Below are 24,123 nucleotides of genomic sequence, written 5' to 3'. Positions count from 1 at the left end.
GCGCGTCCACTGACAAGTCTCCACCCGAGCGGGAAGTCTTTGCTGTCTTCCTGGGGTTGTCGTGCCGCTTTTTCGCGGATCCGTCGCGCGTATGTATGCACAGATAGAGGCCGGGTCACTCGTCGCCGTGTTGTCGGAGCAGTATCGATACAAGCTCGGAAGACGCGCGTCGCCGGCTGAGATTCGCTCGTGGGAGCGAAGCCTGAGAATCCTTGCCGCGGACCTCATGGACGCTGGGTTAGAGAGCGTCGAGGCTTTAGTGGAGTACCAACTCCCGCTGACGAGTAAGCGTGCCGACGTAGTCCTGTGCGGACGGCACCCGAAGTCGCGGAAGCCGTCGTACGTTGTCGTCGAACTCAAGCAGTGGACCAGCGCCCAGCTGCTCGACGACACAGACGATGTGGTGACTCTCGATGGCTTCGGCGAGAGGCTGCATCCGATGGAGCAGGTGCGCCGCTACTGCATCCATCTGACGGATTTTGTTGGCGCCCTTGGCGGGGATCCGCAGAATGTCTCCGGTGTTGCGTACCTCCACAACGCGACTGACCTCGATATCGGCAGCCTCTGGAGGCTTCCCGAGACGTCGTTGAGCATGATGTTTACCGGCCAGAAGCGCGGCGCGTTTCAGACGTATCTGCGGACCCGGTTGGCGCCTGATCCTGCTGCTGATGTGGCCGATGAGCTCCTTACCTCGGCGATCCGGCCGAGCAAGCAGCTGATGGCCCTTGCTGCGGACGAGGTGCAGCGTCGCGAGCAGTTCGTGCTGTTGGACGAGCAGCAAACGGCGTACGCATTGGTGATGCGCGCGATCGAGCGTTCTTATGCACAAAACACAAAGGAAGTCATCGTGATTTCTGGCGGTCCTGGTTCCGGCAAGAGTGTGATCGCGTTGTCCCTGCTTGGTGAGTTATCGCGTCGGGGAATGACCGCGCTACATGCGACCGGATCGAGTGCATTCACTAAGACGCTGCGCCGCGTGGCCGGCTCACGGGCACCACGGGTGCAAGGCATGTTCAAGTACTTCAACCAGTTCGTTGACGCCGCGCCGAATGGGATCGACGTGCTGCTGTGCGACGAAGCGCACCGCCTGCGGGAAACATCGGCGAACCGCTACACGAAGGCCGAAATGCGCACCGGCAAGCTGCAGGTCGCTGAGCTAATCGATGCCGCACGAGTCCCGGTATTCATGCTCGACGAGCATCAGGTCGTCCGGCCGGGCGAGATTGGAACAGTCCAAGATATTCGGGTCGCGGCGCGGGCCGCAGGACTTGAGACGCGAGTCATCGAGCTTGATGGGCAGTTTCGTTGCGGCGGGAGCCGAGCCTACGAGAACTGGGTGCTACGGCTGCTTGGTCTCGAAGAAGGCGGACCCATCGAGTGGGAGGGGGACGAGTCTTTTTCGCTATTACTCGCGCAGTCGCCGAGCCCAATGGAAGACCGTCTCCGGTCCTACCTGACGCGTGGCTATGGTGCGCGGATGGCCGCGGGGTACTGCTGGCGTTGGAGCGACCCGATCAAAGACGGTGGCCTTGTCCCGGACGTGGTCATTGGGGATTGGCAACGTCCCTGGAACAATAAGAAGGACACATCGCACGCGGGCGCGCCAGGAACGCCGTACTGGGCGACTGATCCTGCAGGCTTCGAACAAGTCGGTTGCGTCTACACCGCGCAAGGCTTCGAGTACGACTACGCGGGTGTGATCATGGGCCCGGATCTGGTCTGGCGGACCGATCGTTGGGTTGCGCAACCGGACGGAAGCCGAGACAGCGCGGTCAAACGAGGAACGGTGAGTGATTTCGATCGCGCGGTTCGAAACACCTACAAGGTCCTTCTTACCCGTGGCATGCGAGGAGCGATCGTCTATTCCACGGATCCGGAGACCCAGTCACTCCTTGAGTCGTTGATTCCTTGAAGCGGTCTGCGGGCCTGGCTACGCTGTTAGTTCAGTGGGCCATCGATGAGGCTCGCGTGGTCGGCGCCGAGCTGGTGCAGTTGACCTCGGATGCCAGTCGGAAGGATGCCCATCGGTCTTACGAGCGGCTCGGATTCGAGGCTTCTCATGTGGGTTTCAAACTTTCGCTCACCTGGCGTACGTCGATCAGTTGTCGGAGTAGATCTGCGGTACGGCGGTGGCCGTGATCTTGAAGGTGTCGCCGTTCGGGGTGAGCGTGAATACCTGCTGCTGGGACAGCGTCGTGCCGTCGAGGCGGTGGTAGACGATGTCGAAGGTGACCTTTCCCGCCGCAGGATCGGCCTTCGCGTTGGACACGCTGACTGAAGCAATCGTCGCCCAGAACTTCTTGTAGCCGCTCAGCCCGCCATTTTTCTGCATGCTGGGCGCGAGATAGTTGAACGCGCCGGTCGGGTCGGCGGGAAGCAAGCCGTAGTACATCGAGACGAATCCGTCCATCGCGGCACCGGGATCAGGTGGTGCAGACGGCTTTTGCGACTCTGACGGCTGCTGCGAACTACTGGCCGTCGAGGTGGTCGCGGACGACGCTGACGTCTTCTGCGGATCGGCTGACTGCGACGGGTCAGGCTTATTTGATGGTGATGCGTTCGGTGACTTCGTGCCCGATGTGGAGTTGCCGGCCGCATGCGTCGTCTTGTTGTGACTGATGATGACGTAGCCGCCGACCGCGACGATTGCCGCGAGGACGATGGCGAACACCGTGATGAGTAGCGCCGATGAGTGCTTCTTAGGCGCATCGGACGTTGGCCCAAGTGGGTACGCCGGCCGCGGGCCGGACGGCGGAGTGACGGGTGACGCGGTCGCCGGTGTCATTGACCCGGCCGACTGCGATTCGGCCACGCCGTACGCCGGACCCAGGCTGATGAGGTTAGTACGGTCGCCCGTGTCGTTGGCTACTGCGCCTGAGCCCCAGGCAATCTCGGCCAAACGCCGGGCGGCCTCTGGCATGTGCCAGCGGGTCGAGAGATCGGGATCGAGCATGCGGTCGAGCGCAGGTCGTAGCGCGCCTGCGTGCTGTGGTGGACGCGGCTGCTCGCTGCCGATCCGGTAGAGCGTGCTGATGGTGTTCTCGGACAGGCCGTACGGCGGTTCACCTTCGATGGCGTGATAGATCGTCGCGCCGAGCGCCCAGACGTCCGATGCCGCGGACGATGCCTTACCGCGCGCCAGTTCTGGCGAGAAGTACGCCGGCGTACCGGTCAACATGCCGGTACGTGTGAGCTGCGGATCGCTGTGCCCTCGGGCAATGCCGAAGTCGGTGATCTTCGCGTGACCGCGTACATCGACGAGGATGTTGCTCGGCTTGACGTCACGGTGCACGATTCCGGCCCGATGCGCCGCCGCAAGAGCGTCCGCGACCTGCGCCGCGATGGCCGCCGCCCGTTCGACCGGCAGCCGGCCGTACTGGGTGATCACCTGAGCCAGGTTTTTCGCCTCGACGTACTCCATGACGAGCCACGGCCGACCGTCGTGCTCGACGACGTCGTACACCGAAACGGCGTTGGGATGGTTCAGGGACGCCGCGAGCCGAGCTTCACGCATCGCGCGTACGACGCCGTCGGTCTCATCGCCGGGAACGTCGCCGATCTGCTTGACCGCGACCCGGCGCCCGAGGACTTCGTCGAGACACAGCCAGACCGTGCCCATGCCGCCGCGACCGATCGCTGCGGCGATCCGATAGCGGTTGGCGATGACTTCTGGTTGCACGCGGATCCCAATCCGTCGGTGATAGGGGAGATCGTAGTGGGAATCTCCGGCCCACCGACGTACGACGCACGCGGAGCCCGTTTGGTTGACCTTCGCCTCGAAATGACACGATGGCTACTGCGAGTACGGCGACACGTTGGGAGTCAGCGCGATGACGTTGGTTTTGGTAGCACCCGGTGGCGGCCACGCGCCCCTGGTCGGCGCGGCGATGGCGGCGGCCGCGGGGAGACGAGGGGTAAGGGTCAATCTGGGCGAGATCAACGACACGGCGGTCGCGCCGGACGCGTTTGCCGACGCCGTACGCCGCCAACTCGAAGACACCGACCTGGTTGTCGTCTACTTCGCCGAGCCGGCCGACGACATGACGACGGTGCAACGGGTCTACCGCGCCGCCCGCCGCCTCGACATCGACGTGACGATGAATCTCGCCGTCGGGCGGGACACCGACCGCGCACTCGAGGTCGTCGAGGCGCTGCGTGACATTCTCGAGGTGCCGCTCGACGGGTTGGTCCTGGATGACGCCCCGGTCGAGGAATCTGCACGCACCGAGGCGAAGGAGTTCCTCCAGACGATCACCGGCGTACCGGTGATCGGTGCGTTACCGCTGGGTTGTGCGGCAATGGAGCCGGACGACTTTCAAGCCCACTCGGTCACCTGGTTCGACTAGTCGCTCTGCGACCCGCTTACCGGTTCGACTCGCCGTCCCGGCCCCGCTTGTGTCATGGCTTGTGGCCTTGTGTCACCGAGGTCGGTGACACAAGAGCATGGTCGGTGACACAAGTGCGGACGTTGTGATTATCCACAAGGTGCGTGTCGTCCACATTTAGTGCATCCACGGCCATTAGCACGCCGAATTATTGGCGACCATCTGCACATGACTTCGACCCCCTACCGCCCCGCGACCGCGCCGCTCTTTACCGCGCTCGATGCGCGTCGTGATGGTTGGTCGGCGCAGAAGCTGGCCGACAAAGTTCGAAGCGGCGAGATCATGCGCATCGCGAAAGGCTGCTACGTCGGGATGACCGAGTTTCGGGCGCTGCATCCGGAGCAGCGACATGTCCTTCGGGTTGAGGCGACGTTGCCGACGTTCAGTTTCCCGGTCGTTGCGAGTCACTACTCGGCGTTGGCACTGCACGACATTCCGATCTGGGGCGCCGATCTGAGCCGGATCCATTTCGCGAGGGTCGATGCCGGCGAGCGTTACAGCCGGCGCGGCGTCGCGGTGCACCCGAGCTATGGGCCGCGCGAACTGGTCGTGATCGAGGGACTGCGTGCTGTGCACCCGACGATCGCCGTACTCGGTACGGCGATGGTGTGTGGCATTGAATCCGGCGTGGTCGCTGCAGATGGGGCGCTCGCAAGTGGCCTCACAACGATCGATCACCTGCATGAATGGCTTGACCGGATGGCCGGATTCCCGAAGGTAAGCCGCGCGTGGCGCGCCGTCGAACTCGCTGAGCCACGGACGGAGTCTCCGGGGGAGTCCCGGACCAGATTGGTGCTGAACTCCCTCGACCTCGGTCCGGTCAGACCACAGGTGGAAATCTACGACGAGTCCGGGGCGTTCGTCGGCCGGGTCGACTTCTTGCTGCCACGTCACCGCCTGATTGTCGAGTTCGACGGCCTGATGAAGTACGGCCCAGACGATGCACGTGAGGCGATTATCGCTGAGAAGGTGCGAGAGGACCAGCTCCGCGCGTTGGGCTACGGCGTCGCCCGAGTGGTGTGGAGGGACTTGGGCGTCGCGGGCAGGATCGAGGCCAAAGTACGCCGCGCGCGGCTTGGGCGTTGACCGACAGGTCCGGCCCCGCTTGTGTCGTGGCCTGTGGCCTTGTGTCACCGAGGTCGGTGACACAAGAGCATGGTCGGTGACACAAGCGGTGATTCCGGATGGCTGGGTTAGCTCATTCGGTTGGGTAGCGCCGACGCAACTCCGGATCGTCTAGCCACCAGGGCCGATCCGCCGTCGGCTCGTCTGCGGCCAACCCGCTTGCGGATCGCTGGTCCGTGTCCGGCACGTTGGCTTCGCGGCGCGCATCGAGTACGGCGTCGATCTTTACCGCTTCCTTCGCGTCGACCCGCAGCCATCGCACCATGACGAGAATCAAGAACGGCAGATCAAGCACTTCGGCGACCGTCCACAAGATAGATCCCGCAAGGTGCTGGTCACTGAGCCAGCCCGGCGCCCACATCGGTCGGCCAGAACCGAAATACGGCATCATGAGGTGATCCTGAAGGCGTAGCACGATGCCCGGGAAGGCATCGAGCAGCAGTTCCGCGAAGCCAATTGCGACAGCCATGCCCAAGGCCAGCGACGACCTATCGTCGTCGGGGTCAAGCAACGGAAGCGCGATCAGTAGCCCGACGAATAACAGCAGCAAGTGCACCAGCCAACCTGCTGGCGCCGTAGACAACGCGAGTGATCCGAGTCCGCCGAAGAACAGCAGGAGACAGAGGATCGGCACGAGGATCGGACCGATCAGTGGGTGACCGATGATGCGAATCGGTCGTGACTTCAGTAGTCGTGGCACTAACGCATGCGGACCGCCGACCAGGCGAAACAAAGTGACTGGATGCGCCATCAGCACGATCACGGGCACCACGAGGAGTAACAGGAGCTGTTGGGTGGTCCACACCCACATCAGTTGCGCGCCGCGAGCCTGCGTAAAGCCGCTGGAGGTCCAGACAACCGCGGCGATCCCGACAACGAAAATCAGGTCCCGTCGCCAGGGCCACAGCACGCCGTCACGGAATGCGGTTCGTCGCGCCCTGACGTAGGCATAGAGTGCGAGCCCGGCCGCCGCGGCGGTCACCGGATCGAATCTCCATTCGGTCACCAGATCGGCCACGGTAGGCGGCAGGTTGACGGAGGCCGAGGTGATCACCGGTCCAGTCTTCTGCGGCGACGGTGAATGTAGCGTTTCGATCGCTCGGGAACGGGAATCGGCCTCATGGCTCACGCCACAATCGAGTAAATGATCCTGGGCGAGGTGCCACGGTAACCTTGGAGGGTCCAATTACCTGGAGGATTTCCTACATGACCCGCATGCTCGTCACCGGTGCTGCCGGTTTCATCGGCGCCAACTTCGTCATTCAGACGCTTGCGAAGCACCCCGAGTACGACATCACCGTTGTCGACGCCCTCACGTACGCCGGCAACAAGGACAACCTCAAGACAGTCGCGGAGAAGATCCAGTTCGTCGAAGGCGATATCGCCGACATGGACCTGATGGACAAACTGATCGCGGGCACCGACATCGTCGTACACTTCGCGGCCGAGTCGCACGTCGACAACTCGCTGGACGACCCGTCGCCGTTCATCAAGAGCAACATCCTCGGCACGTTCGCGATCCTCGAGGCGGTGCGCAAGCACGAGAAGCGGCTGCACCACATCTCCACCGACGAGGTGTTCGGCGACCTCGAGCTGGATTCGCCGGACAAGTTCCGCGAGGACACGCCGTACGACCCGTCCAGCCCCTACTCGGCCAGCAAGGCCTCCAGCGACATGTTGGTGCGCGCCTGGCAGCGCTCGTTCGGCATCCAGGCGACGATCTCCAACTGCGCCAACAACTACGGGCCCTACCACCACGTCGAGAAGTTCCTGCCGCGGCAGATCACCAACATCCTCACCGGTCAGCGGCCCAAGCTGTACGGCGCGGGCGTCAACGTCCGCGAGTGGACGCATGTCGATGATCACAATGCCGCCGTGCTGTTGATCCTGAACAAGGGACGGATCGGCGAGACCTACCTCATCGGCTCCGGCGAGGAACGCCAGAACAAGGACATCCTCACCGAGCTGCTCGAGGTCATGGGCCAGCCGGCCGACGCGTACGATTTCGTCCCGGACCGTCCCGGTCACGACCTGCGCTACGCGATCGACTCGACCAAGATCCGCGACGAGCTCGGCTGGACGCCGAAGTACACGACGCTGCGCGAAGGCCTCGATGCCACCGTCGAGTGGTTCAAGGCCAACGAGTGGTGGTGGAAGCCGCAGAAGGACGCCACCGAAGCGCGTTACACCAAGCTAGGCCGATAGCGAACGAGATGAGCACCGCACGCCTCGTCGTCGCCGGCGAGGCGCTCATCGACCTGGTCACCACCGATGGGCAGCAGTACGCCGCCCACGTCGGGGGCAGCCCGCTCAATGTTGCGGTCGGCGCGGCGCGGCTCGGCCTGGACACCGCTTTTCTCACCAGGATCAGCACCGACCCGCTCGGGGAGCGCATCCTGAAACACCTCACCGACAACGGCGTCAGCGACCGACTAGTACGTCGGACCGACCAACCGACATCGCTGGCGATGGCGACGCTGGACGACGAACGCGATGCGGCGTACGAGTTTTACCTGGACGGTACGGCGGACAGTCACTGGGACACCGCTCCGCCGGTAGGCGTCACGGACGTGCTGCACCTCGGCTCGCTGGCGATGCAGCGTGACCCGGAACTGTTCGAGAGCCTGGCACGCAGCAGCGACGCCACGATCAGCTACGACCCGAATGTGCGTCCCGGCGGCCGAAGTCGTGACGAGGAGGTCGTCCGTGTCGAGCGTCAAGTCGCGCTCGCCGACGTGGTCAAGGCCAGCGAGGATGACCTGCGCTGGCTCTACCCGGAGCCGCGAGATCTCGTACAGATCGCCCGTGACTGGATCGCAAAAGGTCCGGCCGTCGTGGTGATCACCCGAGGCGCACACGGGGCATTCGCGCTAACGAGCGAGGAGTACGTCGCCCGGCCGGCGCGGACCGTCGCCGTGGTCGATACGGTCGGGGCGGGCGACTCGATGATGGCGGGATTGCTGGCAGGGTTAGCCGAACGCGACCTGCTCGGTAGGCACTCACTCACTGAAATGACCCAAGAACACTTAACTGACCTCGTAGACTTCGCGCTCACCTGTGCGGCGATCACAGTTTCGCGTGCCGGTGCGGCCCCGCCAACGCGGGATGAAGTCACCGGTGCCCATTAGGATGGTTCCCATGAATAAGCGTCTGGCCGTCATAGTTGGCGGGCCTTCCCCCGAGCACGATGTCAGCATCCTGACCGGACTACAGGCCGCCCGCGCACTTGCCGATATCGGGTACGACGTGTCGGTGCTCTACTGGTCGAAACAGGGCCGGTGGAGCCTGCACGAGCCGACCCTCGAGGCAAGCGCGTTCGCCGACGGTGTTCCCGCCGGCGGCAAGGACGTCGACTGGCAGCTCGGCACGGATCCGGGTTTGGTCGTCAAGGGTCGGTTGGGTCGTACATCCAAGGTGGAGATCGACGTCGCGGTCGTCGGCTGCCACGGTGCGCCCGGCGAAGACGGTCACCTGCAGGCTCTGCTGGAGCTGGCGGGCATCGCCTACACCGGCCCGACCCTGCGCGAGGCGGCGCTGTGCATGGACAAGCTCGCCTTCGCCGCGTTTGCCGCGAGCCTCGGACTGCCGGTCGCCAAGCGCATCCTCATCGCCGGCGGCAAGCCAATCACGCCGGGCTTCGACGGGCCATACGTCCTCAAGCCGCGTTTCGGCGGCTCCTCGCTCGGCGTCGAAGTGGTCGACACCATCGACGACGCCGTCGCGCTGATCAAGTCGCAGTCGCTGTACGCCGCCGGTGCGTACGTCGAGCAGATGCTCGATGGCTGGTACGACGTCAACGTCGCGATGCGCAACTACCCCGAGCCCACGTTGTCGGAGTTCGAGCGGCCGATCGGCAAAGGCGTCGGCGCGCTGTCGTACGACGACAAGTACGTCAGCGGCGAGGGTATGGCCGGGGCGGCCCGGGAACTCCCCGCCAACATCACCCCTGAGCTGCGCAAACAGCTCGGCGACGCGGCATCGGCGATCGCGGCTGCGCTCCCGGCCCGGGGCGTGATGCGGCTGGACTTCATGACCGACGGCACGTCGTACGTCGTCAACGAGCTCAACGCGCTGCCCGGCTCCTGGGCGAAGTACCTCTGGTCCGGTACGCCGCAACAGGCGTTCAAGACCCTGCTGACCGGCCTGATCGAGGAGGCCGGCGCGCGCGGTGTTGGCCGGTGGACCTCGCAAGGCGCCGACGGCCGGCTGCTGCGCGACGCGCACAGCATCGCCTCGAAGCTCGCATGAGCGCAACGCCCAGGTCCCTCCCACTTGGTGAGATCCCGATCTTCGGGCGCACCAATGCGCAGCAGCCCGCCGTACTCGCGATGCATGGATGGCAGCGGACCGCGCACGACTTCGACTGGCTGCTCGCCACCGAAATCCCGACCGTCGCGATCGATCTGCCCGCATTCGGCCAGACCAAGCTGCCGTCGTCGGAGTGGGGTACGCCGGAATACGCTGACGCGGTCGCTGACGCACTCGACACGCGTGGCTGGAAGAACATGGTGCTGGCCGGACACTCGTTCGGGGGACGGGTCGCCGTACGCCTTGCCGCCAAGCGCCCCGACCTGGTCGCCGGGCTGGTGATCACCGGATCGCCGTTGATCCGGCCCGACGACGCGCCCAAGTCCAAACCGGCATTAGCGTTTCGGGTGGCCAAGATGCTCAACAAAATCAAGGTGCTCCCGGACTCGCTGATGGAAAAGCAACGACAGAAGTACGGCAGCACCGACTACCGCACGGCCGGGCCCGCCCTGCGCCCGGTATTTGTGCGCATCGTCAACGACAACTACGACGACGACCTTCGGGCGGTCGGCGAGCAGCACAAGCCGGTCGCGCTGGTCTGGGGGCGAAACGACACTGAGGCCCCGGCAGCTCAGGTCGACAAACTCGCTGAAGTCCTCGGCGCCACGCACGTCGTCGTAGGCGAGGCCACCGGACACGACACCGTCAACGAGATGCGCGACGAGCTGCAGGCAGCGATCACCATCATCCTCAAGGACGCCGGATGAGTATTCTCGCCGCGGTCGTCGCCGGTATCGCCGTCGTCGTACTCCTGCTACGCAGCCTCAAGATCGCGCAACTCGAGCATTACATCCCCGGATCCGTGGTCGCCACTCTTCGCCGCTGGTTCGCCGTCATACCGACCAACTACGTGATTCTCGCCGTCGCGGTCGTCCTGGCCATCCTGGGCGTGCTGTTCACCGCGCCCCTCGTCGCGTCCGCCGTACTCATCGCCGCGTGCATCTTGATGGTTGTTGCGCCGGTCGACCTCTCGGTGCGTCGTCTCGAACTGACAGCGAAGTTCACCCGGCGGCTGATCGTCGTCACCATCCTCAGCGTCGTACTGCTCGTCGTCCTTGCGCTCGTCCTATGGGCGCTGCCGGGGATCTGGCTCGGTATCTCGCTTACCGTCACCGCGCTCGTTACACCGCTTCTGGTCGACGTCGCGCTCATCATCGCGCTACCGATCGAAAGCGCGATCGGTGAGAAGTACGCGACGGCCGCGGCACAGGCACTGCGCAAGGTCAACCCGGCCACGATCGCGATCACCGGCAGCTTCGGCAAGACGACGACGAAGGAGTACGTCGCGACGCTGTTGCAGGGCGTCAAGTCGTGCGTGCCGAGCCCTGCGTCGTTCAACAACAAGGCGGGCCTCAGCCGCGCGGTCAGCGAAAAGCTCGAGCCCGGCACCGAGGTCTTCGTCGCGGAGATGGGCACCTACGGCCCCGGTGAGATCGCCGCGCTGTGTCGTTACTTCCCGCCGGACGTGTCGGTCTTTTGCGCAGTCGGACCGGTCCACCTCGAACGTATGAAGACGATCGAGGGGATCGTCGCGGCCAAGAGCGAGATCTTCCAGCCCGGCAAACCGGCCGTCATCAATGTCGACTACTCGCCGCTGGCCGCGCTCGCCGAGCGGATGTGCGCCGACCGTTCCGTGTCCAGTGAGGTGATCCGAGTGGCGACTACCCCAGCGGCCGGCGCCGATATCACCGTCGTCACAGTGGCTGACGGGTTCGACATCGACGTACGCGGGCAACACCTGCACGCGGTCCACGAGGACGCGCAATCGCTTGACGCGCAAAACTTGGCCAGCGCTCTCGGCGCGATCTTGGCGCTGGGCATCGACCCCGCGACCGTGCTGCACAACGTCGGCCGAATCGCGCGACCGAAGAACCGCCGCGTTGCCGGTACGGCGCCCGGCGGCTGGGTCGTCATCGACGACACGTTTAACTCCAACCCCGCCGGCGCGCGGGCCGCGACGGCCGACCTGCGGCGGCGGACAAACGGCACGGCGGTCGTCGTGACACCCGGCATGGTGGAGCTCGGTAGCCGCCAAGATGCCGAAAACGAGGCGTGGATCGCCGAGTCAATCGGGTATGTCGATCGGCTCATCGTGGTCGGGCACACCAACCGCCGCGCCCTGCTTGCCGGCGCGAAACGGGCCGGGATCAAGGCTACCGAGGTCGCCCGCCGCGAGGATGCCGTTCAGATGCTGCGTTCTGAGCTTGGCGAAGGGGACGGCGTACTTTACGAAAACGACCTTCCCGTGCACTATCCGTGAGTATTCACGCATGACCGATGAGCACCACGCCGATAACCACAGTGTCGGCGACGATGGCGAACCCGAAGGACTGGCACCGCAGGTCACGGTCGCGGAGCTGATGGCCCGGCTCGGCCGGCAACAGGACACCGGGTCGCGGCGACGCCGCGCCGCGGAAGACGAGGACGAGCGCGATCCGTCACGAAATTCCGATGATCCGTCACGAAATTCCGGCGATCCGTCACGAAATTCCGATGATCCGTCACGAAATTCCGGCGATCCGTCACGAAATTCCGGCGATCCGTCACGAACCTCCGATGATCCGCGGGAACCCGCGCCGCGATCCGCGGCGAGTGGGCGCGACCTCGGCACCGACAGCGGTGCTGAGGACGGCTCCGATATCGACGGCGCTGGAAACGACAATTCCGACGACGATGAACTTGCCTCGAACAGCCTCGATTCGGCCGCAGAACAGCCCCGCTCGAGCGTCTTGCTCGACCCGTCAGAGGACGGCGAACGCGACCGTCGCAGCATCTATCAGCGGCATCCGGCGGTGCGCGCGCTGCTCGTTGTCGGGATCGTTGTCGGGATCGTCGCGGCGTACTACGTGGCGGTGCTGTTTATCGCGCGCGCTCAGATCGCCCGCGAGTCGGTGCTGCGGGTCGATGGCGCGGAAGTCGTCGACCGCCCGCTCCAGGAGGGCGCCCAGAACTACTTGATCACCGTGTCTGACAGCTCGAGCCACGACGCGAACGGCGCGCAGATCACCGCGCTTGCGCACTTGTCGGCCAATGAAAAGCGGTTGGTGATCGTCAGCTTCCCCAGGACGACCGTCGTCGACATACCACCCTGCGGCACCGCCAAGAAGCCGGTCGCGACCTTTACCGGGACGATTGAGTCGGCGTACGCCGCGGGCGGTGCCAGGTGCTCGGTGGCGGCCGTGCAGGCGACGACCGGGATCATGATCAACCACTACATCGGCGTCGACCTGGGGAAGTTCCCCGAGGTAGTCGATGCGCTCGGCGGCATTGACGTGTGTCTGAAGGACCCGTTGAAGGATCCCGCACAGAAACTGTCTTTGCCGGCCGGTACGACGACCCTCGACGGCAAACAGGCGGCCGACTATGTGCGCGCAGTCAACCAGGGAAGCGGTGACGACCCGGCCCGCGCGACTCGTCAAATCGACTTCCTGTCCAAGCTTTTCTCGGCCGCGCTGAGCGCACAGACCCTGATCAATCCGGTGCGCGCGACGAAGTTCGCTTTCGCCTCGGCCGCCGCGCTCACCATCGACGACTCGACGACGCTCGGACAGATGCGCACCCTGGCCGGGTCACTCAGCGACCTCGGCAAACACGAGAAGTCCGGCGCGGCCGTCATCGTCGTGCCGCCGATGTCCGCGGCGACTATTCCGTTGCCGGACTCGTCAGCCGTCGGCCTACGCATCGATGACAACGCCGGCCCGGCCATGTTCGACGCGATCATCAACGACCAGCCGCTGGAAAGTACGCCGGCGGGTGGGCAGGACCAGCAGCCGGCCGACAGCACGGCCAAGCCCAACCCCAACGCGGGGCCGGGCGCCGTCGACGACGCGCAGGGCAGCACCTGGGGCGCCCCGAGCGAGTCGGCCCCGACTGCGACCGCGCCGGTCGTCGAGACCTGCTGAACGTCGGGGGCGACGCCTGTGCGCGGCCCTCTCGGCCCGTTAGGGCATGATCGGAAACGCCTCGCGTTCCCGACGGTTGAAGGAGTAGTCCTGCATGACGACGAAGAAGTCCGGTGATTGGTCCCCGGAAGTTGAGCAAATTGCGGCTCGCCGCAAGCTCGTCGAGCGGATGGGCGGCGAGGCGAAGCTCAAGCGGCAGCGTGACGCCGGCCGGCTCAACGTGCGTGAGCGCATCGATGCGTTCGCCGACCCGGGCACCTGGGCCGAAGTCGGCGCCATTGCCGGCTTTGGCGAGTACGACGAAAACGGCGAGCTCACCGACCTGGCCGCGCCCAACTTCGTTGTCGGCTCATGCCGGGTCGAGGGTCGCAAGGTCATTATTGGGGCGGATGACTTCACGGTCCGCGGTGGTGCGTCGGACGCGTCGATCCGCGGGAAGCAGTTGCACGCGGAGCTCATGGCTAACAAGCTCGGCCTGCCGTTGGTGCGGATGATTGAGGGCACCGGTGGCGGCGGCAGCATCAAGTCGTTGGAGACCATGGGGGCGACGTACGTCCCGGCGAACCCCGCCTGGGACACCGTCGTGGACAACATGTCGGTAATCCCGGTCATCGCCTATGGCGGCGGGCCGGTCGCGGGCCTCGGCGCCGGACGGACCGCGATGTCGCACCTGGCCATCTTTGTCAAGGGCCTCGCGCAGCTGTTCGTGGCCGGCCCGCCCGTCGTGCTGCACGCGACCGGGCAGGATCTGACCAAGGAGGAGCTCGGCGGCTACGAAGTGCATCGTCGTTCGGGCGCCGTCGAACGCTGGGTCGACAGCGAGGAAGAGGCGTTCGCCGAGATCCGCCGATTCTTGTCCTACCTGCCCTCTAACGTCAACGAGATTCCGACCGTCATCGACAACGACGACCCGGTCGACCGGCGCGACGAGGCGCTGATCTCACTCATCCCGCGCGACCGCCGCAAGGTCTACCGGCTCAAGCCGTTGCTCGATGGCGTCTTTGATAGTGGTTCGGTCTTCACGTACGCCGAGTACGGCGGGTCGATCTTCACCGGGCTCGCCCGGCTCGACGGGCATCCGGTCGGGGTCATAGCTACGGACCCCTACAAGGGCGCGGCCATGACGGGACAGGGCGGACAGGCGATGACGCGGCTGGTCGATCTGTGCACGATGTTCCACCTTCCGATCGTCAGCCTCACCGACCAGTCGGGTCTCGCGATCGGCCTCGCCGCCGAGAGGACCGGCGCGATCCGGGATGGCGCCCGCGCGATCTCCGCGGCGTACCAAGCCAACGTGCCGATGGCCGAGGTCGTCGTACGCCGCGTCTTCGGGGTCGGTGGCGCCGGCCAGGTCAACAGGCACGGTTATGTCCCGCAGTGGGCGTGGCCGTCCGGGGACTGGGGATCGCTGCCGGTCGAAGGCGGGATCGAGGCGGCGTACCGCTCGGAGCTTGAGGCCTCGGACGACCCGGACGCGCTGCTCGCGAAGATCCAGGAGGAGATGGAGGCGATCCGGTCACCGCTTCGTACCGCCGAACGATTCGGCGTCGACGACCTCATCGACCCGCGCGACTCGCGCCGGCTGCTGTGTGAGTGGGTGCGTGACGCCTACCGGCTGCTGCCGCCGCTGGTCGGCCGCCCGTCATTCGGCATGCGCCCTTAGAGCTCAGAATTTCGGTCGTCGAGCGCCGACTTGCTGCGTCTCGGCTTCGTTCGCTGCGCTCGACGACCGAGACTTAGTGGCCGAACGTCGGCGCGATGATCGCGCGGGCGAACGTGTGGAACACCAGGTTAAAGCTGACGAACGCCGCGGACGCGTCCTTGTCGACGCCTAGCGTCTCGACGTCGATGGCGTGTACGACGAAGATGTAGCGGTGCGGACCGTCTCCGGGAGGCGGGCCGGCGCCGCCGAAGTCGAACGTGCCGAAGTCGTTGCGGGTCTGGAATGCCTTGCCGGGCAGCCCGCCATCGGCCGCGCCGGCACCGGTGGGCAGTTCGGTGACGTCGGCCGGGAGGTCGACTAGCAGCCAGTGCCAGAAGCCGGACGGGGTCGGTGCATCGGGATCGAAGCAGGTGACGACGTACCCCTTGGTCCCCTCGGGCGCGCCGGACCACGCTAGCTGCGGAGAGGTGTTTCCGCCGTCTGGGTTTCCCATGGTGTGCACCTGGGCGAGACTCATCTGCTGGCCATCAGTGACGTCGGTGCTGGTGACGGTGAAGGACGGGACCTGCGGCAGGAGTGCGTACGGGTCGGGTGCTGTGGGGCGTTCAAGAGGACGGCTCATAAGACTTCAATGCCTTTCGTCGACGGTATTCTCAGGCCGCCTCGCTGCTTACTTCTGCTGCAGCGGACGGGCTAGTGCAACACTTTCGTACTGTACTTGGACGGGTCGGGCGGCGGATCGTCGCCGGTTGGCCCGCCGGAGGTGCCAGCGCGGTCGGGCTCGTCATCGTCGAACGGCTCGTCGTCCCAGTCGTCATCGCCGAGCAGTCGTAGATCGCCTTCTCGCTTGATGAGATAGAGGAACGCCACAAACGACAGGCCGGCGAACAGGAACCACTGCACGGCGTACGACAGGTGTGGACCCTCATCGAGGTTGGGCAGCGCGATCCGTTCGATTTTGGGGTACGACGCCCCGTCGGCGGGGACTTCCTCCAGCGCCGTGACGTAGCCACCCGATAGTTTGAGCTTGAGTGCGTGGGCGAGACTCTCGGTGTTGAGTGCCCGGACGGTGCGAGTGCCTTGGATGAGGTCGATCTCAGTTGCCGATCCGATCGAGGCGTGGGTGAGGCGGGCACGTCCGGTGACGTCGACCTGGCCCTTCGGGGCATCGGGGATGGTGGGCAGCTGATCGGCCGAGCTCGGCGCGAGCACGAACCCGCGATCGATGAGATAAACGCTGCCGTCTGCGGCCTTGAGCGGTACGACGACCTCGAACCCGACCCCCTGATCGGTGGTACTACCGCGGATCAAGACCGTCTTGTCCACGAGATATGTCCCTGTGACGCTGACGCGGTGCCATTCGGCCGAACCTTTCGGCGCTTCCTTGGCCGATGCGGGGAGCAGCGTGTCTGCCGGTACGACGGCGGCCTTCGCTGATGCGGTGATCGCCGCGTTGGCCGCGCGTTTCGTGTACAGCCGGTCCAGCTGCCAGTTGGCCAGGCCAATCATCACCAGGATGGCAATCACGACTCCGGCGATACTGGCAAGCCATTTGGGGGTTAGCAGGAAGCGGTACACACTGAGACGCTACCCGGTCCGTGCGCTCGATTGGCGTGAGAGTGGGCAATTACCTTTTCAGGTACGTCGTACGCGTTAGAGTGCTGGCGAAGAGCGCGCCGGCCGAAGGGAACCCCTGATGACCAAGGACCGCGAGGAGGGCGGCGTGCCGCTCGATATCGAAGGGCTCGTCGCCAACCTGACACTGAAGGAGAAGGCCTCCCTGCTCGATGGGGCCGGCATGTGGCACACCAGGACGCTGGACCGGCTCGGCGTTCCGGCGATCATGATGACCGACGGCCCGCACGGCCTGCGCAAACAGTCCGCGGGCGGAGACCACCTCGGTGCCGGGGAGACCGCCCGCGCGACGTGCTTCCCGCCGGCCGCCGGCCTCGCCTCATCCTGGGACACCGCGCTGCTGACCCGGGTCGGTGACGCACTCGGCCGGGAGTGCCGCGCCGAACGCGTCTCGGTGCTGCTTGGACCGGGCGTCAACATGAAGCGCTCACCGCTGTGCGGGCGCAACTTCGAGTACTTCTCCGAGGACCCGGTGCTAGCCGGTGAGCTTGGCGCGGCGTTCGTCATCGGCGTACAGAGCCAAGGCGTCGGTACGTCGGTGAAGCACTTCGCGGCCAACAACCAGGAGACCGCGCGGATGTCGGTCTCGGCGCAGGTCGACGAGCGCACCTTGCGCGAGATCTACCTGCCGGCGTTCGAGACCGTGGTCACGATGGCGGCTCCGTGGACGGTCATGTGCTCCTACAACAGGCTCAACGGCATCTACACCTCGGAAGACCCGTGGCTGCTCACAGAGTTGCTGCGCGACGAGTGGGGCTTCGACGGCCTGGTGGTCTCCGACTGGGGCGCGGTCAACCGCCGGGAGGCCGCGTTACCGGCTGGGCTGGACCTGGAGATGCCCTCGTCCGGAGGAAGCGGTGCGCGCGCGATCGTGCAGGCCGTGGAGGCTGGCACCGTCACGACCGCGCAGGTGGACCGGTCCGTACGCCGGGTGCTGCAACTGGTGCAGCGCGCGCAGCCGGCGTTGGCGACCGAGGTCGTCGTCGACTACGACGCGCATCATGCACTCGCGGCCGAGGCCGCGCGTGAGAGCGCCGTACTGCTCAAGAACGACGGCGCGATCCTGCCGCTCAATCCGACCGAGGGTGGCCCGGTGGCGGTGATCGGGGAGTTCGCTCGACGCCCCCGGTATCAGGGCGCCGGCAGCTCGCAGGTGCGGCCGACCCGCGTCGACGATGCGCTGAGCTCGCTGCGTGCGGTGCTCGAGCGCGAGGTCACCTTCGCCCCCGGCTACAGCATCGAGGCCGACTCGGCCGCGCCGGAGCTGGTCAGCGAGGCGGTCACTCACGCCCAGCGTGCGGCGACGGTCGTCCTCTTCCTGGGTCTGCCGCCGGCGTACGAGTCCGAGGGTTATGACCGCGAAGACATGGACCTGCCGGCCCACCAGTTCGATCTGCTGGCCGCGATCTACGAGGTCAACCCGAATGTGGTCGTCGTACTGTCCAACGGCTCGGTCGTCACCGTCGCGCCGTGGCAGCAACAGGCCAAGGCACTCGTGGAGGGATGGCTGCTGGGACAGGCCGGCGGCTCGGCGCTCGCGGACCTTTTAACCGGACGTGCGAACCCGTCCGGCAAGCTTGCCGAGACCATACCGATGCGTTACGAGGAAAACCCGACTGTTGGGGCCTTCCCGGGCGGGCTGGGCGAGGTCCGATACGGCGAGGGGCTGCTCATCGGGTATCGCTGGTACGACGCGCGACGGCTCGACGTTGCTTATCCGTTCGGACACGGGCTGTCCTACACGACCTTCGGGTACGACGACCTCACCGTGACGGTCGACAACGACGGCGCGGCACCGCGCGTCACGGTCGAGCTCACGGTCACCAATACCGGCGACCGGTTCGGCAAGGAAACCGTCCAGCTGTACGTCGGTGATCCTCAGGCCACGGTCTTCCGTCCGGATCAAGAGCTGAGATCGTTTGCCAAGGTCGCTCTCGAGCCGGGCCAGAGCAGTCGCGTCGTACTCAAGCTCGGCCCTCGCGCGTTCTCCTACTGGCACATTTCACTTCATCGGTGGGTGGTCGAAGGAGGTGCGTTCGAGATCCGAGTGGGCGCCTCGTCGAGGGACATTCGGCTGTCGGCGCCGATCGAGTTGACCGGCGAAGACCTCACCCCACCGCTGGAGCTGGACGCCGAGATCGGTGACTGGCTCGACCATCCGGCAGTAGGAGAGCGGCTGCATCGTGCGCTCGAGGGCACGCCGTATGCCGGCTACTTCGCCGATCCGCAGCACGCGCGCATGTTCCGGGCGATCCCGACGATCCGAATGGCGCGGTTTCCCGGGTTCCCCGTCTCCGAAGGCGAGCTAGAAGACTGGATCGGCACCGCCAACCACTAACCCGCGATCCGTCACGAATAACCCGCGATCCGTCACGAATGTCCGGTGATCCGTCACGAATGTTCGGTGATCCGTCGCGTACGACGGGGCGTCGCGTGGCTGGCCTGCCTGAGCGTCGGTCGAGCGTGCCGTGATGCGCCCGTGGCGGTACGAAACTTAGCCGAAACGGCCGGTGATGTAGTCCTCGGTGCGCTTGTTGCTCGGGTTGGAGAAGATCTTGGTCGTTACGTCGTACTCGATCAGCTTTCCGGGCTTACCCGTTGCCGCGAGGTTGAAGAACCCGGTGCGGTCCGATACGCGTGCCGCCTGCTGCATGTTGTGCGTGACGATGACGATTGTGTAGCGGTCCTTGAGCTCTTGCATCAGGTCTTCGATCGCCAGCGTCGAGATCGGGTCGAGCGCTGAGCAGGGTTCATCCATGAGCAGGACCTCGGGCTCGACCGCGGTAGCGCGAGCAATGCACAGACGTTGCTGCTGCCCGCCGGACAGTCCCGAACCGGGCTTGTTCAGTCGGTCTTTGACCTCTTCCCAGAGGTTCGCGCCGCGCAGCGCCTTTTCCACGACCGCGTCGGTCGTGCTCTTCTTGGTGCGGCCCCGCAGCTTCAGGCCGGCGACGACGTTGTCGTAGATCGACATCGTCGGGAACGGGTTCGCGCGCTGGAAGACCATGCCGACGCTGCGCCGGACGTTGACCGGGTCAACGCTCGAGGCGTAGATGTCGTCGCCGTCGAGGAGGACCTTGCCTTCGGCGTACGCGCCCGGGATGACTTCGTGCATCCGGTTGAGAGTGCGTAGGAACGTCGACTTGCCACACCCGGACGGGCCGATCAACGCGGTGATCGACCGCGGCTCGATAGACATCGTGACACCTTCCACGGCAAGGAATTTGCTGTAGTAGATGTTGAGGTCTTCGACCTCGATGCTCTTGCTCATTGGAATCCTTATCTGAAATTTCAGGTGTTAACGGGCCCGCGTGAACCGGGCGACAGCCTTGGCCGCGAGGTTGATCGCCATGATGAGCAGGATCAAAGTGAGGGCGGCGGCCCATGCCCGATCGGCGTTCGGTGATTGCGCGTTACCTGCTGCCAGCCCGAAGTACTGGTTGATGAAGGTTGGTAGCGTCGACATCTGGCCATTGAACGGATCGGCGTTGATCCGCGGCGTCGAGCCGACGAGCAGCAGCAGGGGAGCGGTCTCACCCATGATCCGCGCGACGCCGAGCATCACACCGGTGATGATGCCCGATAGCGCCGTCGGCAACACCACCTTGATGATCGTGCGCCATTTGGGTATGCCGAGAGCGTACGACGCTTCGCGCAGGTCGGTGGGGACGAGCTTAAGCATCTCTTCGGTCGACCGGACGACGATCGGCAACATCAATAGCACCAGCGACAGCGCGCCGGCGAACGCGGTCTTGCTGAACCCGAGCGTCAGTAGCCAGAAGGTGTAGATAAATAGACCGGAAACGATCGACGGTACGCCGGTCATTACGTCGACGAAGAAGCTGACCGACTTGCCGAACCGTGTCCTGCCGCCGTATTCGACGAGATAGATCGCGGTCAGTATCCCCAGCGGTACGGCGAACACCGCGGCGATGAGCGACACATAAATCGTGCCCAAGATTGCGTGGGTCGCGCCGCCGCCGGCCTCAAACGAGGAGATGGTGAACATCGAGTGGGTTAGGAACTCGCCGCTGAGTGCCCGAAGTCCACGAGCGAGCGTGTAGGCCAAGATGAGCACGAGAGGCAGCATTGCCAGGGCGAACGCGACGTAAATGAGCGTCGTGGCCAGTCGATCGCGGGCTTGCCTCGGGCCTTCGTACGCGAAGCTGACGACGGATTGGACGATGAGGTAGAGGACCAGCGCGGTCACGACATAACCGGCGTACCCCTGCAGTCCCGTGATCGAGAACAGCCCGAGTGTCAGCAAGAGAACAGCGATCGGCAGCAGTACGACAACGGCCTGCGGCAGCTTCCTACCTCGCAGCGGGTTGTTGTCGCGGCCGGGTTTAGTCGCGCGCGCGGTCTGTGTAGGCGTTGTCATTAATCCTTCACCATTCCCCGGCGCAAAATCGCTTGGGCGATCGAGTTGACGATGAGCGTGATGAGGAACAGCACCATGCCGGACGCGATGAGCGCGCTGGAGCCGATCGCTCCTGCTTCGCCGAACTTCAGCGCGATATTCGATGCGAAGGTGATGCCTCCGCTTTCGGTGATGTGCGGGTTCACCTCGTAGACGGCGGACAGGATCATCATGACCGCGAGCGTCTCGCCGAGCGCCCGGCCAAGGCCCAAGATGGACGCCGATACGACGCCGGGGCGTCCGAAGGGAAGGACGGACATCCGCACCATCTCCCAGCGGGTCGCCCCCAGCGCGAGGGCGGCCTCGATGTTGGTGCGGGGCACGCGCTGGAAGACCTCGCGTGACAGCGAGGCGACGATCGGCAGGATCATGATCGCGAGCACGATTCCGGCGGTGAAGTCCGACCGGTTGCTCGGGATGTTGTCCGGGCGGTAGTCAAACAGCACCGTCCAGCCGAAGTACTTGCTCAACCAGAGCGTCAGGCCAGTCATTTGGGGTGCGAGGAAGAAGACGCCCCAGAGGCCGTAGACGATCGATGGTACGGCGGCGAGAAGGTCGACCAGGTAGGCGAGCGTGGATGCGACCTTGCGCGGGGCGTAGAAGGTGATGAAAAGCGCGATTCCCACGGCGACCGGCACGGCGATGATCAGCGCGATGAGCGAAGTCAGCAGCGTGTGGAATGCCAGCGCGGCGATGCCGAACATTGCCGGATCGTTGTCTGGACCCCAGCCGGAGTACGTGAAGAAGTTCGCCTGGTTGCTGGTGAGCGCGTGGATCGACTTGATGACAAGGAAGAACGCGATCGCGGCCATCATGATCAAGACGATGGCGCCGGACCCGGCCGACAGCGCCCGAAAAACTCGGTCCCCGGCGCGCACCTTGGGCGCCGGAGCCGCTGGAGGCCCGTCCGGCGGGATCGCCGCGGGCGCGTTCGCCTCGGGCTCGTCGAGTTGTGTCGACATCTGGTTCCTTTGTCTGATCAGGTACGCCGGCGCGGCTGCGCGTCATGGTCGGCGAGCGGTGCCGAATCGCTCCGAGTTCGGGGGCGACTGGTTCGCCGCCGAGCGAGATAGGTATGTCCCCGCGCTATTAAAACTGGTCATGTTCGTTTAGGCAAAGCTTTGGAGATTAACCACAGGATTAGAGAGGAGGCACGGCGCCGCGTGGTCGGATGTGTCCGACCACGCGGCGCCGGACGGCCTAGTGGTGACCTCGCAGATCGTTAGGCACTGGGGGCCGTGCCGTACGACGTGATTTGACCTAGGAGATCGCCGCGACGGCCTTCTGGACCTTGCTAGCGAGCTCGGCTGGCAGCGGCGAGTAGCCGATGTCCGAGAGCTTCTTCTGTCCGTCCGTCGAGGTGTAGGTCAGGAATGCTTTGATCGCCTTCGTCTTATCAGCATCCTTGCCCTTCTCGCAGACGATCTCGTAGGTCACGAGCACTGCGGGATAGGCGCCGGCCTCGGACAGCCCGTAGTTGATGTCCACCTTCAGATCGTTGCCGGTTCCGGCCGGCGTTGCTGCGGCCACCGCTTTGCCAACGCTTGCGTCGTCGAGTGCGACGCCGCCGTGGCCGGTGTCCAGGAGCGCCGTGGTCATGTTGTTGCCTTTGGCATCAGAGCCATCGACGTACGAGATCGCGCCGTCGGTCGCCTTGACCGCCGAGACGACGCCAGCCGAGTCCGGCGCGCCTTCGCCGCCGGGCGCCTTCCAGCCCTTGCCCGTGCCGAAGGTCCATGCGCCCGCGCCGGCTTTGTCGAGAAACTTGGTGAAGTTGTCGGTTGTACCGGAGTCCTTGGAACGGTGGACCGTGCCGATGGTCGTGCTCGGCATCTTCGCGTCTTTGTTGAGCGCGACGATGGCCGGGTCATCCCATTTGGTGATCGTGCCGCTGAATATGCCGGCGAGCGTCTTAGCATCAAGGGTGAGCTTGTCGACGCCTTTAATGTTGTAGACGATCGCGACCGGGCTGATGACCATCGGCAAGTTGATGGCCTTGCCGGTCTTGCACATGGCGTCGGCGGCCGTTGCCTCTTCGGGCTTGAGGTATGAGTCGGATCCCGCGAAGTCGGTCTTGCCGGCGGTGAAGTCCGTAATGCCCTGACCGGAGCCCGTGCCGTCGTAGTTGACGGTGATGTCGGGGCAGACGGCCGCGAAGTCCGACTGCCACGCGTCGATTGCCTTCGCCTGCGCGGTCGAGCCGCTGAGGTTGAGATTGCCTGTGCCGCAGTCGATCTTAGAGCTCCCGGAGCCCGAACCGCTGTCTGACGAAGCCGCGACGTTATCGGAGCAAGCAGAAAGTGCGATGGTGCCCGCCGCCATGACTGCGGCGAGTGCGTAGGTACGTGAAAGCTTCACCTACTGATTCCCTTCTTAGGGTGTTCGGCCTCGTACTCACCTGGTTGGAATAGAGGGGGCCACTCGGTGGCGAGCGGGATCGCTCGCAAGCCCGGACTCAACGTAAGGGGCCAACATGACGCGTCGTCCCAAAGCCGGTAAACGGGGGATGAACTCCACGCTTCGTGAGCCAGCACACACAAGCACGCCGAGGTGACGTTTTGGTGAACTCGTTCTACGAGTTGCGGCCGGCCCCTACGTGTCAGTCTGGTTGTGAGTCAGTCACCCATTCCCATGGAGTTGATTGTCTTGCCCTTAGAAGGTTTCTATACCGCAGAAGAACAACGT

The 24,123-nt window shown here is 64.8% G+C and carries 20 protein-coding genes; 12 read left to right on the top strand and 8 right to left on the bottom strand.

Annotated features, from left to right (window positions below; genetic code table 11):
• Positions 1 to 91 precede the first annotated feature (91 nt).
• Both CLV47_RS07660 and CLV47_RS22215 read left to right on the top strand, forming a co-directional pair.
• Positions 92 to 1,912: a DUF2075 domain-containing protein gene (locus CLV47_RS07660; RefSeq protein WP_106348448.1), complete on the top strand. Its 1,821-nt coding sequence runs from the start codon at positions 92 to 94 to the stop codon at positions 1,910 to 1,912.
• Complete coding sequence (locus CLV47_RS22215) at positions 1,909 to 2,139, top strand: GNAT family N-acetyltransferase (RefSeq protein WP_106348447.1); 231 nt, start codon at positions 1,909 to 1,911, stop codon at positions 2,137 to 2,139. The genes CLV47_RS07660 and CLV47_RS22215 overlap by 4 nt, the downstream gene beginning before the upstream one ends.
• Here the strand turns inward: CLV47_RS22215 and CLV47_RS07650 are convergent.
• Positions 2,099 to 3,679 carry a serine/threonine-protein kinase gene (locus CLV47_RS07650; RefSeq protein ID WP_106348446.1) on the bottom strand — a complete coding sequence of 527 codons (1,581 nt, stop codon included), beginning with the start codon at positions 3,677 to 3,679 and terminating at the stop codon, positions 2,099 to 2,101. The two genes, CLV47_RS22215 and CLV47_RS07650, sit on opposite strands and share 41 nt — an antisense overlap.
• A 151-nt stretch (positions 3,680 to 3,830) precedes the next feature.
• Between CLV47_RS07650 and CLV47_RS07645 the strand changes: the two genes are divergently transcribed.
• Positions 3,831 to 4,346 (top strand): P-loop NTPase family protein, encoded by a 516-nt coding sequence (locus CLV47_RS07645; RefSeq protein WP_146135315.1) that lies wholly within the window; start codon positions 3,831 to 3,833, stop codon positions 4,344 to 4,346.
• Positions 4,347 to 4,553: 207 nt separating this feature from the next.
• Positions 4,554 to 5,471, top strand: a complete 918-nt coding sequence (locus CLV47_RS07640) for a hypothetical protein (RefSeq protein WP_106348444.1) — start codon at positions 4,554 to 4,556, stop codon at positions 5,469 to 5,471.
• A 112-nt stretch (positions 5,472 to 5,583) separates the two neighbouring features.
• On the opposite strand, the gene CLV47_RS07635 is transcribed toward CLV47_RS07640, so the two are convergent.
• Complete coding sequence (locus CLV47_RS07635) at positions 5,584 to 6,564, bottom strand: cytochrome c oxidase assembly protein (RefSeq protein WP_170110996.1); 981 nt, start codon at positions 6,562 to 6,564, stop codon at positions 5,584 to 5,586.
• Positions 6,565 to 6,716: 152 nt separating this feature from the next.
• On the opposite strand from CLV47_RS07635, the gene rfbB reads away from it, so the two are divergent.
• From rfbB to CLV47_RS07600, 7 genes are all read left to right on the top strand, one after another.
• A complete protein-coding gene (rfbB, locus tag CLV47_RS07630) occupies positions 6,717 to 7,715 on the top strand; it encodes a dTDP-glucose 4,6-dehydratase (protein ID WP_202862450.1) in 999 nt (332 codons plus the stop codon).
• Positions 7,716 to 7,723: 8 nt separating this feature from the next.
• Positions 7,724 to 8,638 (top strand): carbohydrate kinase family protein, encoded by a 915-nt coding sequence (locus CLV47_RS07625; protein ID WP_106348442.1) that lies wholly within the window; start codon positions 7,724 to 7,726, stop codon positions 8,636 to 8,638.
• Positions 8,639 to 8,648: 10 nt separating this feature from the next.
• A complete protein-coding gene (locus CLV47_RS07620) occupies positions 8,649 to 9,758 on the top strand; it encodes a D-alanine--D-alanine ligase family protein (protein WP_170110995.1) in 1,110 nt (369 codons plus the stop codon).
• Positions 9,755 to 10,525, top strand: a complete 771-nt coding sequence (locus tag CLV47_RS07615) for an alpha/beta fold hydrolase (protein ID WP_106348440.1) — start codon at positions 9,755 to 9,757, stop codon at positions 10,523 to 10,525. The genes CLV47_RS07620 and CLV47_RS07615 overlap by 4 nt, the downstream gene beginning before the upstream one ends.
• Positions 10,522 to 12,078, top strand: a complete 1,557-nt coding sequence (locus CLV47_RS07610; RefSeq protein ID WP_106348439.1) for a Mur ligase family protein — start codon at positions 10,522 to 10,524, stop codon at positions 12,076 to 12,078. The genes CLV47_RS07615 and CLV47_RS07610 overlap by 4 nt, the downstream gene beginning before the upstream one ends.
• A 10-nt stretch (positions 12,079 to 12,088) precedes the next feature.
• Positions 12,089 to 13,720, top strand: a complete 1,632-nt coding sequence (locus CLV47_RS07605) for an LCP family protein (protein WP_170110994.1) — start codon at positions 12,089 to 12,091, stop codon at positions 13,718 to 13,720.
• Positions 13,721 to 13,814: 94 nt separating this feature from the next.
• The gene (locus tag CLV47_RS07600) at positions 13,815 to 15,383 is read left to right on the top strand and encodes an acyl-CoA carboxylase subunit beta (RefSeq protein WP_106348437.1); all 1,569 of its coding nucleotides are present in this window, start codon (positions 13,815 to 13,817) and stop codon (positions 15,381 to 15,383) included.
• Positions 15,384 to 15,456: 73 nt separating this feature from the next.
• Here the strand turns inward: CLV47_RS07600 and CLV47_RS07595 are convergent, their stop codons facing one another.
• Both CLV47_RS07595 and CLV47_RS07590 read right to left on the bottom strand, forming a co-directional pair.
• Positions 15,457 to 16,005, bottom strand: a complete 549-nt coding sequence (locus CLV47_RS07595) for a YbhB/YbcL family Raf kinase inhibitor-like protein (RefSeq protein WP_106348436.1) — start codon at positions 16,003 to 16,005, stop codon at positions 15,457 to 15,459.
• A 71-nt stretch (positions 16,006 to 16,076) separates the two neighbouring features.
• Positions 16,077 to 16,961, bottom strand: a complete 885-nt coding sequence (locus CLV47_RS07590) for an SURF1 family cytochrome oxidase biogenesis protein (RefSeq protein ID WP_106348435.1) — start codon at positions 16,959 to 16,961, stop codon at positions 16,077 to 16,079.
• A gap of 118 nt (positions 16,962 to 17,079) precedes the next feature.
• Here CLV47_RS07590 and CLV47_RS07585 point away from each other — a divergent pair, with 118 nt between their 5' ends.
• Positions 17,080 to 19,356, top strand: a complete 2,277-nt coding sequence (locus tag CLV47_RS07585; RefSeq protein ID WP_106348434.1) for a glycoside hydrolase family 3 C-terminal domain-containing protein — start codon at positions 17,080 to 17,082, stop codon at positions 19,354 to 19,356.
• 156 nt (positions 19,357 to 19,512) lie between these two features.
• Here the strand turns inward: CLV47_RS07585 and pstB are convergent, their stop codons facing one another.
• From pstB to pstS, 4 genes are all read right to left on the bottom strand, one after another.
• Positions 19,513 to 20,289, bottom strand: coding sequence for a phosphate ABC transporter ATP-binding protein PstB (gene pstB / locus CLV47_RS07580; RefSeq protein WP_106348433.1), 777 nt, complete (start codon positions 20,287 to 20,289; stop codon positions 19,513 to 19,515).
• Between the two features lie 27 nt (positions 20,290 to 20,316).
• On the bottom strand, positions 20,317 to 21,399 hold the full coding sequence (pstA, locus tag CLV47_RS07575; protein ID WP_106348432.1) for a phosphate ABC transporter permease PstA: 1,083 nt from the start codon (positions 21,397 to 21,399) through the stop codon (positions 20,317 to 20,319).
• Positions 21,399 to 22,400 (bottom strand): phosphate ABC transporter permease subunit PstC, encoded by a 1,002-nt coding sequence (gene pstC, locus CLV47_RS07570; RefSeq protein ID WP_106348431.1) that lies wholly within the window; start codon positions 22,398 to 22,400, stop codon positions 21,399 to 21,401. The genes pstA and pstC overlap by 1 nt, the downstream gene beginning before the upstream one ends.
• A 298-nt stretch (positions 22,401 to 22,698) precedes the next feature.
• Positions 22,699 to 23,796 (bottom strand): phosphate ABC transporter substrate-binding protein PstS, encoded by a 1,098-nt coding sequence (gene pstS / locus CLV47_RS07565; RefSeq protein ID WP_202862449.1) that lies wholly within the window; start codon positions 23,794 to 23,796, stop codon positions 22,699 to 22,701.
• Positions 23,797 to 24,123 lie beyond the last annotated feature (327 nt).

It is taken from the genome of Antricoccus suffuscus, assembly GCF_003003235.1.
GTDB classification, from domain to species: Bacteria; Actinomycetota; Actinomycetes; order Mycobacteriales; family Antricoccaceae; genus Antricoccus; species Antricoccus suffuscus.
Note: the sequence above shows the minus strand (reverse complement) of the source record. Positions and strands in the feature narration are given on the sequence as shown.

Bases quoted from the DNA above. Each gene is read 5' to 3' on its own strand.
- pstB (WP_106348433.1), bottom strand. From the start codon at position 20,289: ATGAGCAAGAGCATCGAGGTCGAAGACCTCAACATCTACTACAGCAAA.
- pstA (WP_106348432.1), bottom strand. From the start codon at position 21,399: ATGACAACGCCTACACAGACCGCGCGCGCGACTAAACCCGGCCGCGAC.
- CLV47_RS07600 (WP_106348437.1), top strand. From the start codon at position 13,815: ATGACGACGAAGAAGTCCGGTGATTGGTCCCCGGAAGTTGAGCAAATT.
- CLV47_RS07605 (WP_170110994.1), top strand. From the start codon at position 12,089: ATGACCGATGAGCACCACGCCGATAACCACAGTGTCGGCGACGATGGC.
- CLV47_RS07645 (WP_146135315.1), top strand. From the start codon at position 3,831: ATGACGTTGGTTTTGGTAGCACCCGGTGGCGGCCACGCGCCCCTGGTC.
- rfbB (WP_202862450.1), top strand. From the start codon at position 6,717: ATGACCCGCATGCTCGTCACCGGTGCTGCCGGTTTCATCGGCGCCAAC.
- CLV47_RS07625 (WP_106348442.1), top strand. From the start codon at position 7,724: ATGAGCACCGCACGCCTCGTCGTCGCCGGCGAGGCGCTCATCGACCTG.
- CLV47_RS07610 (WP_106348439.1), top strand. From the start codon at position 10,522: ATGAGTATTCTCGCCGCGGTCGTCGCCGGTATCGCCGTCGTCGTACTC.
- CLV47_RS07660 (WP_106348448.1), top strand. From the start codon at position 92: ATGTATGCACAGATAGAGGCCGGGTCACTCGTCGCCGTGTTGTCGGAG.
- CLV47_RS07640 (WP_106348444.1), top strand. From the start codon at position 4,554: ATGACTTCGACCCCCTACCGCCCCGCGACCGCGCCGCTCTTTACCGCG.
- CLV47_RS07615 (WP_106348440.1), top strand. From the start codon at position 9,755: ATGAGCGCAACGCCCAGGTCCCTCCCACTTGGTGAGATCCCGATCTTC.
- CLV47_RS07585 (WP_106348434.1), top strand. From the start codon at position 17,080: ATGACCAAGGACCGCGAGGAGGGCGGCGTGCCGCTCGATATCGAAGGG.
- pstC (WP_106348431.1), bottom strand. From the start codon at position 22,400: ATGTCGACACAACTCGACGAGCCCGAGGCGAACGCGCCCGCGGCGATC.
- CLV47_RS07595 (WP_106348436.1), bottom strand. From the start codon at position 16,005: ATGAGCCGTCCTCTTGAACGCCCCACAGCACCCGACCCGTACGCACTC.
- CLV47_RS07620 (WP_170110995.1), top strand. From the start codon at position 8,649: ATGAATAAGCGTCTGGCCGTCATAGTTGGCGGGCCTTCCCCCGAGCAC.